At 67.6% G+C, this 15,160-nt stretch carries 6 protein-coding genes, 1 tRNA gene and 2 rRNA genes; 8 read left to right on the forward strand and 1 reads right to left on the reverse strand.

Annotation, left to right across the window (positions count from 1 at the left end):
* From ABCR94_RS17055 to ABCR94_RS17070, 4 genes are all read left to right on the forward strand, one after another.
* Positions 1–564: ribosomal RNA gene (locus ABCR94_RS17055) — 23S ribosomal RNA — on the forward strand; the annotation flags it as partial.
* A gap of 73 nt (positions 565–637) precedes the next feature.
* Positions 638–754, forward strand: a 5S ribosomal RNA gene (gene rrf, locus ABCR94_RS17060).
* Positions 755–851: 97 nt separating this feature from the next.
* Positions 852–1,532, forward strand: coding sequence for a DegT/DnrJ/EryC1/StrS family aminotransferase (locus ABCR94_RS17065; RefSeq protein ID WP_347120170.1), 681 nt, complete (start codon positions 852–854; stop codon positions 1,530–1,532).
* Positions 1,533–1,636: 104 nt separating this feature from the next.
* A tRNA-Thr gene (locus ABCR94_RS17070) sits at positions 1,637–1,709 on the forward strand.
* A gap of 64 nt (positions 1,710–1,773) precedes the next feature.
* Here the strand turns inward: ABCR94_RS17070 and ABCR94_RS17075 are convergent.
* Entirely contained in the window at positions 1,774–4,437 is a 2,664-nt protein-coding gene (locus ABCR94_RS17075) for a SpoIIE family protein phosphatase (RefSeq protein WP_347120171.1), read from the reverse strand.
* Positions 4,438–4,713: 276 nt separating this feature from the next.
* Between ABCR94_RS17075 and ABCR94_RS17080 the strand changes: the two genes are divergently transcribed.
* From ABCR94_RS17080 to ABCR94_RS17095, 4 genes are all read left to right on the forward strand, one after another.
* Positions 4,714–10,206 (forward strand): HAMP domain-containing protein, encoded by a 5,493-nt coding sequence (locus ABCR94_RS17080; protein WP_521977163.1) that lies wholly within the window; start codon positions 4,714–4,716, stop codon positions 10,204–10,206.
* A 244-nt stretch (positions 10,207–10,450) separates the two neighbouring features.
* The gene (locus tag ABCR94_RS17085; RefSeq protein WP_347120173.1) at positions 10,451–11,137 is read left to right on the forward strand and encodes a response regulator; all 687 of its coding nucleotides are present in this window, start codon (positions 10,451–10,453) and stop codon (positions 11,135–11,137) included.
* Between the two features lie 262 nt (positions 11,138–11,399).
* Positions 11,400–14,156, forward strand: coding sequence for a DNA translocase FtsK (locus ABCR94_RS17090; protein ID WP_347120174.1), 2,757 nt, complete (start codon positions 11,400–11,402; stop codon positions 14,154–14,156).
* A gap of 188 nt (positions 14,157–14,344) precedes the next feature.
* Entirely contained in the window at positions 14,345–15,148 is an 804-nt protein-coding gene (locus ABCR94_RS17095; RefSeq protein WP_347120175.1) for a helix-turn-helix domain-containing protein, read from the forward strand.
* The last annotated feature ends 12 nt before the right edge of the window (positions 15,149–15,160 follow it).

Genomic DNA, 15,160 nt, shown 5'->3' on the forward strand with positions numbered 1-15,160 from the left:
AGGGAGCTTGACTGTGAGACCGACGGGTCGAGCAGGGACGAAAGTCGGGACTAGTGATCCGGCAGTGGCTTGTGGAAGCGCTGTCGCTCAACGGATAAAAGGTACCCCGGGGATAACAGGCTGATCTTCCCCAAGAGTCCATATCGACGGATGGTTTGGCACCTCGATGTCGGCTCGTCGCATCCTGGGGCTGGAGTCGGTCCCAAGGGTTGGGCTGTTCGCCCATTAAAGCGGTACGCGAGCTGGGTTTAGAACGTCGTGAGACAGTTCGGTCCCTATCCTCTGCGCGCGTAGGAATATTGAGAAGGGCTGTCCCTAGTACGAGAGGACCGGGACGGACGAACCTCTGGTGTGCCAGTTGTCCTGCCAAGGGCACGGCTGGTTGGCTACGTTCGGAAAGGATAACCGCTGAAAGCATCTAAGCGGGAAGCCTGCTTCGAGATGAGTATTCCCACCACCTTGAGTGGTTAAGGCTCCCAGTAGACGACTGGGTTGATAGGCCAGATGTGGAAGCCCGGTAACGGGTGGAGCTGACTGGTACTAATAGGCCGAGGGCTTGTCCTCAGTTGCTCGCGTCCACTGTGTTAGTTCTGAAGTAACGAACTGTGTATACACCGGTTGGTTAACTTCATAGTGTTTCGGTGGTCATAGCGTTAGGGAAACGCCCGGTTACATTTCGAACCCGGAAGCTAAGCCTTTCAGCGCCGATGGTACTGCAGGGGGGACCCTGTGGGAGAGTAGGACGCCGCCGAACAATTATTCAACGCTGGTCCCAGAACTTCGGTTCTGGGACCAGCGTTTTTTTATGCCCTGTCACTTGTTGTTCACGTTGTGCGACCACGATCCGAGTCATGGGGACGATCGGAATACTGAAGTGCGCAGGTGTCGGTGCCGGCGACGAGGTCATCGTGTCGGCTTATGGGAACGTCGAGGTGACAGAGGCGGTGCTCGCCGTGCGGGCGCTGCCAGTGTTCGTGGACATCGATCCGGACAGCTACTGCCTGGATGCGGGCGCCGCTGCCGCCGCCGTGACATCGCGTACAGCGGCCGTCGTGGCCGTGCCTCGATTCGGCTGTCCGGCCGATCTGGGATGGCTGCAGGATCTCGGGCGCAGGCATGGGCTCCTGGTTCTGGAGCACCCCGATGCGGCCGACGCCGAGGAGAGCGCGTTGGTTCAACGGCGGGCTCAGGCCGCGTACTTCGACGAGAGGCTCACCGGAGTACGTACTCCGGTGGCTCGCGCAGGGCACGCGTACCAGCAGTACGTCGTGCGGGTCCCCGGCAATGGGCGGCCCGACCGTGACGCGTTCGCGCGCGCCGTGCGGCGCAAGGGCGTGGACTGTCACGTGCCGGTGAAGACGCCCGTCCACCGGCTGCCGGGATTTCGGCAGCCGGTGTGTCTGCCCGAGACGGAACATGCCGCGGACGAGACGCTGGCGCTGCCTGTCGGCGGCGGACTCTCGCGGCGGGACCTCCAGCGCGTCGTGTCGGCGTGCAACGCGCTCGGGGGACTTCTTCAGCCTGCCTTCTGAATGCCCTGCCTGGCAGGGGCGGAGGGGGGTGGTCCAGAGGAATGGGCGGTTTCGAAACGCACGCAGACTCGGGTATGATCGATTCCGTTGCCACAGAGCAACAGGCCCCAATAGCTCAGTCGGTAGAGCGTCTCCATGGTAAGGAGAAGGTCTACGGTTCGATTCCGTATTGGGGCTCAGGACGAAAGGCCCCCGCCTGTTGGCGGGGGCCTTTCGCGTACCCACTGGGCCTTCGGGGGGCTTACTGGGCGTGCAGTTCGGGGACGCGCATGGCGAGGATGGCCATGTCGTCGGAGGCCGGTTCCGCGGCGAAGCGCTCGACGGCGCGCAGGATGCGGGCGGCCACCGCGCCGGCCGTCAGGCCCGTGCAGGTCGCGAGGACATCGGCGAGACCGTCGTCGCCGAGCATGCGGGTGCCCTCCCGGCGCTCGGTGACGCCGTCGGTGACGCACAGGAGTACGTCGCCGGGCTCCAGGGTGACGGTCTGCTCGTACAGCTCCAGATCCTCCATGACGCCCAGCAGCGGCTGCGGTTCGGCGGCGGCTTCGACCGAGCCGTCCTGGCGCAGGCGCAGCGGCAGTGGGTGGCCCGCGCAGACGATCTTGAGGATGGAGCTGCCGTCCTCCTGGGGCCACAACTCCCCGTACAGGAGCGTCAGGAAGCGGCTGCGGGCTCCCTCGTCGAGGATCGCCGCGTTGAGGCGCTCCAGGACTGCGGGGCCGGAGAAGCCCTCGCGGGCGAGCAGACGCAGGGCGTGGCGGGCGAGGCCGGTGACGGCGGCCGCCTCCGGGCCCGTACCGCAGACGTCGCCGATGGCGAAGCCGTACGCCCCGTCGCGGATCGGGAAGAGGTCGTAGAAGTCGCCGCCGACCTCATTGCCCTCGCCCGCGGCGCGGTAGATGACCTCGACCTCGACGTTCGGGACGTGTGGCAGCTCGGGCGGCAGCAGGCTGCGCTGGAGGGACTGGCTGATGGCCATGCGCTCGGAGTACAGGCGCGCGTTGTCGAGGGCGAGCGCGGCGCGGCGGGAGAGGTCCTCGGCGAGCTCCAGGATCTCCTGGCGGAAGTGGTCGTCGGTGGGCTTGCCGAGGGTGAGCATGCCGATGACGCGGTTACGGGCGACCAGCGGCAGGACCACGGTCTCGCCGCCGACCGCGGCTGCGGTGGCGAGCGTGGTGCCGATGCCCGAGCCGAGGTGCGGGGTGGAGCCCAGACCGAGACTGCGCATGGACGTACGCAGCGCGGACTGGTGGGCCGCCTCGCTCGGGGCGGTCCAGATGCGGGCGCCCGGCGTCGGGACCGGATCCGGTGGGTCGATCTTGGAGAGCAGGGCCTTGAGCCCGTCGATGCGCTCCTCGTCCTCGTGGAGTACATAGGAGAGGTACGGCTCGGAGGACTGGTCGGCGATGGTGTAGACGGCGCACCAGGTGGCGAGCGTGGGCACCGTCATTTGGGCCATCAGCGCGAGGGTCTGGTCGCGGTCGAGTGTGCCGGCGAGGAGGTCGGAAGCCTCTACGAGGAACGAGAGCGAACCGCGGCGCAGACGCTCCAGCTCGCCCAGCCGCGCGGACTCGACGGCCAGTGCGATGCGGTCCGCCGCGAACTGCAGGCGCAGCGCCTCCTCGTTGGAGTAGCGACCTGCCGCCTCGGCTGCGACGCCGAGGGACCCGGTGAGGCGACCCTCGACCTTGAGGGGGACGGTGACGACGGAGCGCATGCCGGTGCCACTGAGGAGCGGGACAGCGCCTGGGACGGCCGTGAGGTCCTCGTGGACGGCGGGCATCCTGGCGGAGCCGTAGCGGCCTGTGCCGGCCTCCACAGGGACGCGGGCGAAGCGTTGGCGGGCGGAGGGCAGGCCGGTGGTGGCCCGTACCTCCAGCTCCGTCTCGTCGTCGGTGGCGAGCAGCAGGAACGCGGAGTCGGCGTCGAGCATGTCGCGGGCGCGCTCCACGGTGCGCTGGAGGAGGCCGTCGAGGTCGTCGGGGGCGGGAGAGCCGATGAAGACTTCGAAGGGGTCAGCGGCGCGGCTGTCGGTGAGCCCGCCGCCCGGGGTGTCCGTGGGGGTGCGCTGCGGGGACTGGATGACGGCGCGCTCCGCGTCGCGCACCAGCAGGCAGACCGTGGACGGCTCGCCGTTCACGTCCCGGACGCGCAGATGGGACGCGTAGACGGCGATGACGCGGCCGTCGGAGCTGCGGATGCCGTAGCTGCCTTCCCAGCGGGACAGCTGCAGGGCGTCGGCGATGCCGGTGGCGATGCCGGGGGTGTGCGGCCAGGCGGCGAAGTCGGTGAGCTGCTTGCCGGTGACCTGCTCGGCGTCGTAACCGAAAAGCTCGTCCGCGTCCTCGTTCCAGGCGCGGATGGCGCCGGTGCGGTCGATCTGGACGACGGCGACGCGCACCCGGCCGTCGGCGACCGGGAGCAGCTCGATGGGGAGCACGGGGCCGGCGGAGCGTATGCCGACGGGGCGGTGCGGGAGGTCGAGTTGGAACCAGACCTGCTTCCGGGTGGGGGCGTACTCGACGCCCCAGCGGGAGGCGAGGGCCGCGCAGAGCAGGAGGCCGCGACCGCCTTCGCGGTCGGGGCTGCCGAATTGCTGGGGGGTCCCCTGGAGGGGCACCTCGCGCTCGGGGTAGCGGTCGGCCACCTCGACGCGTACACCGTCTTCCGTACGCAGGCAGAGCACGTCGGCGGTGGTCCCCGCGTGCACCACCGCGTTGGTGACCAGTTCACTGGTCAGAACGACCGCGTCGTCCACGATGTCGGAATAGCCCCACCCCTGAAGGGTGTCCCGCACAAAGGCGCGGGCGGTCGCGACGGACCGCCCGACAGGGTCGAAGCTGGCAGCGGCCCGCGCGGTGATCACAACGCTCCTCGTTCGTGTCTCGACGCCCGGTTCTGCCATGGTCGGCCCGCCCCTCCGGTGCCCGGTGGTGGATCTCACGTCACCGCCCCCGCCGGGCGGACCGGGGCGGCTGGACAGCCGGATGCCAGGTTACTTACCTTCGCAGTCCGTGCGGATGCCGGTCACCGGTGTTTCCGCCCCCGAGGTGCGGGGATGGTGTGCGAAGCTGCCGAACTGTTATGGCCGGGTTCGGCCAGGGTGAAACACTGGGAAAGCTTCGGGAGAAGCCCGGTGCGTAAGCCGGTGAGTACGGTCGACCCCTGCGGGAGGGACACGGTGGAGTCTGGCGCAGCCGCGCGGAGCACAACTTCGCGCGCAAAAGGCGGACGGTCCCGGAGCAATGGGACAACCGAAGTGGACACGGCGGCCCTGAATAGGCTGCTGGCGGCACTGGTAACGATGAGAGACGGCAACTTCCGCAAGCGCCTGACGGTGTCGGGCGATGGGGTGATGTCCGAAATTGCGGCTGTTTTCAACGAGGTCGCCGACCGGAATTTGCATCTGACCGGTGAGATCGCCCGGGTGCGCCGCATGGTCGGACGTGAGGGAAAACTGGCCGAACGGCTGGAAACAGGCGCCTGTGAGGGTTCTTGGGCCACCGCGATCGATGCCTCGAACGAGTTGGTCGACGATCTCGTACGACCGGTTTCCGAGGTCGGACGGGTGCTGTCGGCGGTCGCCGACGGTGATCTGGACCAGCGGATGGAACTGCGCTCGCAGGTCGCGGAGGGCTCCGGGCACCCGCTGCGCGGGGAGTTCCTGAAGGTCGGACGTACGGTCAACAACCTTGTCGACCAGCTCTCCGCGTTCACCGACGAGGTCACCCGAGTCGCCCTGGAAGTGGGTACCGAGGGCAAGCTGGGCGGTCAGGCCCAGGTTCGCGGAATGTCCGGTTCGTGGAAAGATCTCACGGATTCGGTCAACACCATGGCGTACCGGCTCACGGCTCAGGTACGTGACATTGCTCTCGTCACGACAGCGGTCGCCAAGGGCGATCTGTCGCGCAAGGTCACCGTGCATGTGGCCGGCGAGATGCTTCAGCTGAAAAACACCGTCAACACGATGGTCGACCAGCTCTCCTCCTTCTCGTCCGAGGTGACCCGCGTCGCACGCGAGGTCGGTACCGAGGGCGAACTGGGCGGGCAGGCCCAGGTGCCCGGCGTGGCCGGCGTGTGGAAGGACCTGACCGACTCCGTCAACCTCATGGCCGGGAACCTGACGGCGCAGGTACGCGGTATCGCCGAGGTGACCACGGCGGTCGCCAACGGCGATCTGTCGCGGAAGGTCACGGTGAGCGCCAGGGGCGAGGTCGCCCAGCTCGCCGAGACCATGAACCAGATGACCGAGACGCTGCGAACGTTCGCGGACGAGGTCACACGAGTGGCGAGCGAGGTCGGTGGCGAGGGTCTGCTCGGCGGTCAGGCGCAGGTGCCGGGCGCTGCGGGGACCTGGAAGGACCTCACCGATTCGGTGAACACCGTCTTCCGTAACCTCACCACACAGGTGCGGGACATCGCCCAGGTGACGACGGCGGTCGCCAACGGCGACATGTCGCAGAAGGTCACCGTTGATGTCGCGGGCGAGATGCTGGAACTGAAGAACACCGTCAACACGATGGTGGACCAGCTCCAGTCCTTCGGCTCCGAGGTCACCAGGGTGGCGCGCGAGGTCGGTGTCGAGGGGTTGCTCGGCGGTCAGGCGCAGGTGCCGGGCGCTGCGGGGACCTGGAAGGACCTCACCGATTCGGTGAACACAGCCTTCCGTAACCTCACTGGGCAGGTCCGCAACATCGCGCAGGTGACGACGGCGGTCGCCAACGGCGATCTGTCGCAGAAGGTCACCGTGGATGTCTCCGGCGAGATGCTGGAGCTCAAGAACACCGTCAACACGATGGTGGATCAGCTGTCGTCGTTCGCCGATCAGGTAACGCGCATGGCGCGTGACGTGGGTACGGAGGGCCGCCTCGGCGGCCAGGCCCGGGTGGACGGCGTCAGCGGCACCTGGAAGGAACTGACCGACTCCGTCAACTTCATGGCGGGGAATCTGACCTCACAGGTGCGTCAGATCGCTCAGGTGACGACAGCGGTCGCCCGCGGTGACCTGTCGCAGAAGATCGACGTGGATGCGCGCGGCGAGATCCTGGAGCTCAAGAACACCATCAACACGATGGTCGACCAGCTCTCCTCGTTCGCCGACCAGGTGACCCGGGTGGCCCGCGGGGTGGGTACGGACGGACGGCTCGGTGGTCAGGCGCAGGTGCCCGGCGTCGCCGGTGTGTGGCGTGATCTGACCGATTCGGTGAACGGCATGGCCGGGAATCTGACCGCTCAGGTCCGTAACATCGCGCAGGTCGCGACAGCGGTCGCCCGTGGTGACCTGTCGCAGAAGATCGACGTGGATGCGCGCGGCGAGATCCTGGAGCTCAAGAACACCCTCAATACGATGGTCGACCAACTGTCGAACTTCGCGGAGCAGGTGACCCGGGTGGCCCGCGAGGTGGGTACCGAGGGCATGCTCGGCGGCCAGGCTGAGGTCCAGGGCGTCAGTGGCACCTGGAAGGATCTCACCCAGTCCGTCAACTTCATGGCGAACAACCTGACTTCGCAGGTCCGCAACATCGCCGAGGTGACGACGGCGGTCGCCAAGGGCGATCTGTCGAAGAAGATCACCGTTGATGCCAAGGGCGAGATCCTGGAGCTGGTGACGACCGTCAACACGATGGTCGATCAGCTGTCGTCGTTCGCCGACGAGGTGACCAGGGTCGCCCGCGAGGTGGGCACCGAGGGAATCCTCGGGGGCCAGGCCCGGGTGCGTGGGGTCACCGGCATCTGGAAGGACCTCAGCGACAACGTCAACCTGATGGCGAACAACCTGACTTCGCAGGTGCGCAACATCTCGCAGGTCTCGGCGGCGGTCGCCAACGGAGACCTGACGAAGAAGGTGACGGTCGAGGCACGCGGCGAGGTCGCGCAGCTCGCCGACACGGTCAACACGATGGTGACGACGCTGTCGTCGTTCGCCGACGAGGTCACCCGGGTGGCCCGCGAGGTGGGCACCGAGGGCGAACTCGGCGGCCAGGCACGCGTTCCTGGCGTGTCAGGTACGTGGAAGGACCTCACCGAGTCGGTGAACTCGATGGCGTCCAACCTCACCGGTCAGGTACGCCAGATCGCCATGGTCACCACCGCCATCGCCAAGGGCGACCTGACCAAGAAGATCGACATTGATGCGCGCGGCGAGATCCTGGAGCTGAAGACGACCATCAACACGATGGTCGACCAGCTGTCGTCGTTCGCCGAGCAGGTGACGCGAGTCGCCCGCGAGGTGGGTACGGACGGCCAGTTGGGCGGCCAGGCGCGGGTACGTGACGTGGACGGCACCTGGCGCGACCTGACCGAGTCGGTGAACGAGATGGCGGGGAACCTGACCCGTCAGGTGCGCGCGATCGCCGCCGTGGCCACCGCGGTGACCCGCGGTGATCTCAATCTGAAGATCGACGTCGATGCGGCGGGCGAGATCCAGGTCCTGCAGGACAACATCAACACGATGATCGCCAACCTGCGCGACACCACCCTGGCCAACAAGGAACAGGACTGGCTCAAGGGCAACCTGGCGCGGATCTCCGGCCTGATGCAGGGCCGCCGTGACCTCGACGACGTGGCCTCGCTGATCATGAGCGAGCTCACCCCGGTGGTCTCGGCGCAGCACGGGGCGTTCTTCCTGGCGCTGAGCAGGCAAGTGGCCGCCGAAGTGGGAGCCGACGCGGACAGCGCGTACGAGCTGCGCATGCGGGGCAGTTACGGCTACTCGTCGGGTTCCATGCCGACCTCCTTCAAGCCCGGGGAGACACTCATCGGCACCGCCGCCGAGGAGAAGCGAACCATCCTGGTGGACAACGTGCCGCCCGGCTATCTCAAGATCTCCTCCGGTCTCGGCGAGTCCCCGCCGGCGCATGTGATCGTGCTGCCGGTGCTCTTCGAGGGGAAGGTCCTCGGCGTGATCGAGCTGGCGTCCTTCCAGCCCTTCACTCAGATCCAGAAGGACTTCCTGAACCAGATCGCCGAGATGATCGCGACGAGCGTCAACACCATCAGCGTCAACTCGAAGACCGAGGTGCTGCTGGAGCAGTCCCAGGAGCTGACGGAGCAGCTGCGTGAGCGCTCGGAGGAGCTGGAGAACCGGCAGCGGGCGCTCCAGGTGTCCAACGCCGCACTGGAGGACAAGGCCGAGCTGCTGGCGCAGCAGAACCGCGACATCGAGGTGAAGAACACCGAGATCGAAGAGGCCAGGCAGGTTCTTGAGGAGCGCGCCGAGCAGCTCGCGGTCTCGATGCGGTACAAGTCCGAGTTCCTGGCGAACATGTCGCACGAGCTGCGTACGCCGCTCAACTCGCTGCTTATTCTGGCGAAGTTGCTCGCCGACAACGCCGAGGGGAATCTCTCGCCGAAGCAGGTGGAGTTCGCCGAGACGATCCACGGCGCCGGTTCCGACCTGCTCCAGCTGATCAACGACATCCTCGACCTGTCGAAGGTCGAGGCGGGCAAGATGGACGTCAGTCCGACCCGGATCGCGCTGGTCCAGCTCGTCGATTATGTCGAGGCGTCCTTCCGGCCGCTCACCGCGGAGAAGGGCCTGGACTTCTCCGTCCGGGTCTCTCCGGAGCTGCCGGCGACGCTGCACACCGACGAGCAGCGGCTGTTGCAGGTGCTGCGCAACCTGCTGGCCAACGCGGTGAAGTTCACCGACACGGGCGCCGTCGAGCTGGTCATCAGGCCGGCCAGCGCCGATGTGCCGAACGCGATCCGTGAGCAGCTCCTGGAGGCCGGCTCGCTGCGTGACGCGGACGCCGACCTCATCGCCTTCTCGGTGACCGACACCGGCATCGGTATCGCGGCGAGCAAGATGCGGGTGATCTTCGAGGCGTTCAAGCAGGCCGACGGGACGACCAGCAGGAAGTACGGCGGTACGGGCCTGGGGCTGTCCATCAGCCGGGAGATCGCCCGGCTGCTCGGCGGCGAGATCCACGCGTCCAGCGAGCCGGGCCGCGGCTCCACCTTCACGCTGTATCTGCCGCTGCACCCGAGTGAACTGCCTCCGCAGGGCTACCCGCAGCTCGCGCCCGGCGCTCTGGAGCCGCTGCGGGGGAGCGCCACCGAGGACGGTTCCCCGGTGGAAGCGCTGCCGCCGGTCGACCCGGACTCCCGGCCCGGCTCCTCGCAGCCCGGTTCCTCCGGGCTGTTCAGGCGGCGCCGCAAGGCGCTGAGCGGCACCGGGCAACTGCCCGCGCTGTCCGCGGGCAAGCCGTCGGCCGCACCCGCGGAACAGCTTTCCCAGGAGCCCTGGGAGCTGATGAGCCAGTCGACGACGCCGGAGCCGCGTCGCGGCATCCAGTTCAACCATGAGAAAGTGCTGATCGTCGACGACGACATCCGCAATGTCTTCGCGCTCACCAGCGTGCTGGAGCAGCACGGACTTTCCGTGCTGTACGCGGAGAACGGACGCGAGGGCATCGAAGTCCTTGAGCAGCACGACGATGTGACGGTCGTGCTGATGGATATCATGATGCCGGAGATGGACGGTTACGCGACGACTACGGCGATCCGTAAGATGCCTCAGTTCGCGGGCCTGCCGATCATCGCGCTGACCGCCAAGGCGATGAAGGGCGACCGGGAGAAGGCCATCGAGGCCGGCGCCTCCGACTACGTCACGAAGCCGGTCGATCCCGATCATTTGCTGTCGGTGATGGACCAGTGGATGCGTGGGGAGTGATCGTTGGTTGTACGAAAGTGAGCTGGTTGCTGACTGACTGTGGCCGGAGGCGTGTGAGGGCGCGGTATTCGGGGAACCTTCTGGTCTCCCACTGCGTTTCTGCTACGTGCACGGTGACATGGCGGTGACTGGGTGTGGCGACAGGCGGGGTGCGGCTAGCATGACCGGCACAAGGACGGGCGACGCAAGAGAGTCGTCCCCTGGGGCGGCGCCCGGTGCACTGCCGGGGCGAGGAGGACGGGCCATGGTGCAGAAGGCCAAGATCCTCCTGGTCGATGACCGGCCGGAGAATCTGTTGGCGCTGGAGGCCATCCTCTCTGCGCTCGATCAGACACTGGTACGGGCATCGTCAGGGGAGGAAGCGCTCAAGGCGCTGTTGACGGACGACTTTGCGGTTATTCTGCTGGACGTTCAGATGCCGGGTATGGACGGTTTTGAAACCGCGGCCCACATCAAGCGGCGAGAGCGGACCCGGGACATCCCGATCATCTTTCTCACCGCCATCAACCACGGCCCGCATCACACCTTCCGGGGTTACGCGGCGGGCGCGGTGGACTACATCTCCAAGCCCTTCGACCCGTGGGTGCTGCGCGCCAAGGTCTCGGTGTTCGTCGAGCTGTACATGAAGAACTGCCAACTGCGGGAACAGGCCGCGCTGCTGCGCCTTCAGCTGGAGGGCAGCAACCAGGCCGGCGGCGGGGGCGACGTCAAGGAGCCTGCCGGGCTCCTCGCCGAACTCTCGGCGCGGCTCGCGGCCGTTGAGGAGCAGGCCGAGGCGCTCTCCAAGCAGCTCGACGACGACTCGGCCGACGCGGCCGCGGTCGCGACCGCGGCTCACCTGGAGCGCAAGCTGACGGGTCTGCGCCGGGCGCTCGACGCGCTCGAACCGGGCACCGGCGGCAATGCGCCTCCGCTGTCCGCGCAGAACTGACGCCCGGAAGCGGCACGCAGGACCGACGCCCCGGCTCGGCGCCGGGAATTGGCGGTCGGGACTGGCGGTCAGGATTGGCGGTCGGGACCGACGCGCAGGAATGGGCCCGGCACCGGGCAACGTGCCCTGGTGCCCGCCCTGTCGGCCGCTTGAAGAAGTGTCAGACCCACCGTCAGTTCCGGGCCACTTGTCACACGACACGAACGGGTGAAGCAGTGGGCACACGTGTCCGCCGGGGTCCGCACAGGTAACCTCTAGCACCATGGCCTCACGTACGTCCGGCAAGGGCTCCCAGGGCACGGCGGGCACCGCGAAGCCGCGCGCCGGCCGTACAACTGGCGCCGCGAAGAAGGCAGCGCCCGCCAAGAAGCCCGCGCCCGCGAAAAAAGCGCCCGCCAAGAAGGCTGCGGCCAGGCCCGCACCCAAGGCCGCGCCGTCCCCCACAGGGGGCGTGTACCGGCTGGTGTGCGCAGTCTGGCTGGGCATGGCGCACGGCGTGGGCGCGATGTTCCGCGGAATAGGGCGGGGCGCGAAGGGGCTCGATCCGGCGCACCGCAAGGACGGCCTGGCGCTGCTGCTGCTCGGTCTCGCGCTGATTGTCGCGGCCGGTACCTGGTCCCAGCTCCGCGGCCCGGTCGGCGACCTCGTCGAGATGCTGGTGACCGGCGCCTTCGGCCGACTCGACCTGCTCGTGCCGATACTGCTGGGCGTCATCGGCGTACGGGTGATCCTCTATCCCGAGAAGCCCGAGGCCAACGGCCGGATCGTCATCGGGCTCTCCGCGCTCGTCGTGGGCGTGCTCGGCCAGGTCCACATCGCGTGCGGCTCGCCGGGGCGCGCCGACGGCACCGAGGCGATGCAGGACGCGGGCGGGCTGATCGGCTGGGCCGCCTCCATGCCGCTGATCTTCACCATGGGCGAGGTCCTCGCCGTACCGCTGCTTCTGCTGCTCACGCTCTTCGGGCTGCTGGTCGTCACCGCGACTCCGGTCAACGCCATCCCGCAGCGGCTGCGGCTCCTCGGGGTCAAGCTCCGGATCATAGAGCCGCTGCCGGGTGAGGACGAGACCGAGGACGACGAGCGCTACGACGAGCAGTGGCGCGAGGCGCTTCCCAAGAGCGCGCGCCGCCCGTCCGCGCGCCGGAGTGAAGCGCCCGAGGTGTACGACGCGGAGCAGGCCGAGGAAGAGGCACTCACCAGGCGCCGCCGGCCCCGCAGAGCCTCCGTGCAGCCCGCTCCTCCGCGCCCCATGGACGCCGTGGACGTGGCGGCCGCCGCCGCTGCGGCGCTCGACGGCGCCGTGCTGAACGGGCTGCCGCCCTCGCCGCTGGTGGCGGATCTGACGCAAGGGGTGTCCACCGAGCGTCCCGCCGCCGTACCCGGCGCGCGGGAATCGGCGGCAGGGCCCGAGACGGCACCCGCGCCCACGGCAGCCGCCGGCCCGCCCGCCCGTCCGCAGGTGGCCGACCGGACGAAGGCGCGTCCCGACGAGTCCCAGTCCCAGCCGCTGCCGCCCCGGGCCGAGCAGCTTCAGCTGGCCGGGGACATCACGTACTCCCTGCCCTCGCTCGACCTGCTGGAGCGCGGCGGCCCCGGCAAGACGCGCAGCGCCGCCAACGACATCGTCGTCGCGTCACTGACCACCGTCTTTACGGAGTTCAAGGTCGATGCGGCCGTCACCGGCTTCACCCGGGGGCCGACGGTCACCCGGTACGAGGTGGAGCTCGGCCCGGCCGTGAAGGTCGAGCGCATCACGGCGCTGGCCAAGAACATCGCGTACGCCGTCGCCAGCCCCGACGTACGCATCATCAGCCCGATCCCCGGCAAGTCCGCCGTCGGTATCGAGATTCCCAACACGGACCGCGAGATGGTCAAGCTCGGCGACGTGCTGCGGCTCGCCGACGCGGCGGAGGACGACCATCCGATGCTGGTCGCGCTCGGCAAGGACGTCGAGGGCGGCTATGTGATGGCCAACCTCGCGAAGATGCCGCACGTGCTGGTCGCGGGCGCCACCGGCTCCGGAAAGTCGTCCTGCATCAACTGCCTCATCACCTCGGTGATGGTCCGGGCGACCCCGGAAGACGTCCGGATGGTGCTGGTCGACCCCAAGCGGGTCGAGCTCACCGCGTACGAGGGCATCCCGCACCTGATCACCCCGATCATCACCAACCCCAAGCGCGCCGCCGAGGCGCTCCAATGGGTCGTGCGGGAGATGGACCTGCGCTACGACGACCTCGCGGCCTTCGGCTACCGGCACATCGACGACTTCAATCAGGCCGTGCGGAATGGGAAGGCCAAGGCGCCCGAGGGCAGTGAGCGGGAGCTGACGCCGTATCCGTATCTGCTGGTGATCGTCGACGAGCTCGCGGACCTCATGATGGTCGCGCCGCGCGACGTCGAGGATTCCATCGTCCGCATCACCCAGTTGGCCCGAGCGGCCGGCATCCATCTGGTGCTCGCCACGCAGCGTCCTTCCGTGGACGTCGTCACCGGCCTGATCAAGGCCAATGTGCCCTCTCGGCTTTCCTTCGCGACCTCGTCGCTGGCGGACAGCCGGGTCATTCTCGACCAGCCGGGCGCCGAGAAGCTGATCGGCAAGGGCGACGGTCTTTTCCTGCCGATGGGTGCGAACAAGCCGACCCGTATGCAGGGCGCGTTCGTGACGGAGGACGAGGTCGCACTGATCGTCCAGCACTGCAAGGACCAGATGGCTCCGGTCTTCCGGGAAGACGTCGTGGTCGGGACCGCGAAGAAGAAGGAAATCGACGAGGACATCGGCGATGACCTGGACCTTCTGTGCCAGGCGGCCGAGCTGGTGGTCTCTACGCAGTTCGGCTCGACTTCGATGCTCCAGCGAAAACTGCGTGTCGGTTTCGCGAAGGCGGGCAGGCTCATGGATCTGATGGAGTCACGGAACATCGTCGGTCCCAGCGAGGGGTCGAAGGCGCGTGACGTCATGCTGAAACCGGACGAACTGGATGGCATGCTGGCCGAGATCCGGGGCGAGTCTCACCCGTAAGAGATCGACGAGCAACCGTTTCTCTTGTTCGCACGTCAAGTTGAGGGGGGGACAGCCAAATGGTCCCGCTATCGGGCTGTCAGGCGATTCTGATGGCGTACAAAGACCGCCCTCCCGGTTGCCCCTCTCTTTCATACCCCCCCTAGACTGAACATCCAGCAGGTGGCTCACGCTCGAAAGGCGCCCCCGTGTCTATCGGCAACTCTCCCGAAGACGACCGGCCTTCGATCGGTCGTGCCATCCAGCAGGCTCGTATCGCCGCAGGTCTGACGGTCGACGAGGTCAGTTCATCGACTCGCGTCCGCATTCCCATCGTGCATGCGATCGAGCAGGACGACTTCAGCCGCTGCGGCGGCGATGTGTACGCGCGCGGACACATCCGCACGCTGGCGCGGGCCGTCGGCCTGGAACCGGCAGAACTGATCGCGCAGTACGACGACGACCACGGCGGGCGCCCCTCGCCGACGCCCGCGGCACCGATGTTCGAAGCGGAGCGGATCCGACCCGAGCGGCGTCGCCCCAACTGGACCGCGGCCATGGTCGCCGCGATCGTCGCCGTGGTGGGCTTCGTCGGCTTCACGCTCTTCAGCGGCGGAGACGACGGCAATGGCTCGGCGAACGTGGCCGAGGGGTCCACGTCCGGCACCAAGCCGACCACCAAGCCCACCCCCACCAAGCCGGCCGACCCCAAGCCCAACCCCTCGGACAGTGCCATCGCGGCGGCCCCGCAGGACAAGGTCACGGTCAAGCTGACCGCGAAGGACGGCAAGAGCTGGATCTCCGCGAAGGACCACAACGGACGGCTGCTCTTCGACGGCCTGCTCCTCCAGGGCCAGTCCAAGACCTTCACGGACAACGAAAAGATCGACCTCGTACTGGGTGACGCCGGAGCGATGGACCTCTTTGTGAACGGCAAGGCGGTCAAGGACGAATTCCAGCCCGGACAGGTCGAGCGGCTGACCTACACGAAGGGCGACCCGGAGGTCGGCTGACCCGCCGAGAAG

The sequence above is a fragment of the Streptomyces changchenzhani genome, assembly GCF_039766235.1.
Classification (GTDB): domain Bacteria; phylum Actinomycetota; class Actinomycetes; order Streptomycetales; family Streptomycetaceae; genus Streptomyces.

What these genes read in the sequence shown, in the direction of transcription:
- ABCR94_RS17075 (WP_347120171.1), bottom strand. Translation starts at nt 4,437, where the DNA reads ATGGCAGAACCGGGCGTCGAGACACGAACGAGGAGCGTTGTGATCACC.
- ABCR94_RS17090 (WP_347120174.1), top strand. Translation starts at nt 11,400, where the DNA reads ATGGCCTCACGTACGTCCGGCAAGGGCTCCCAGGGCACGGCGGGCACC.
- ABCR94_RS17085 (WP_347120173.1), top strand. Translation starts at nt 10,451, where the DNA reads ATGGTGCAGAAGGCCAAGATCCTCCTGGTCGATGACCGGCCGGAGAAT.
- ABCR94_RS17065 (WP_347120170.1), top strand. Translation starts at nt 852, where the DNA reads ATGGGGACGATCGGAATACTGAAGTGCGCAGGTGTCGGTGCCGGCGAC.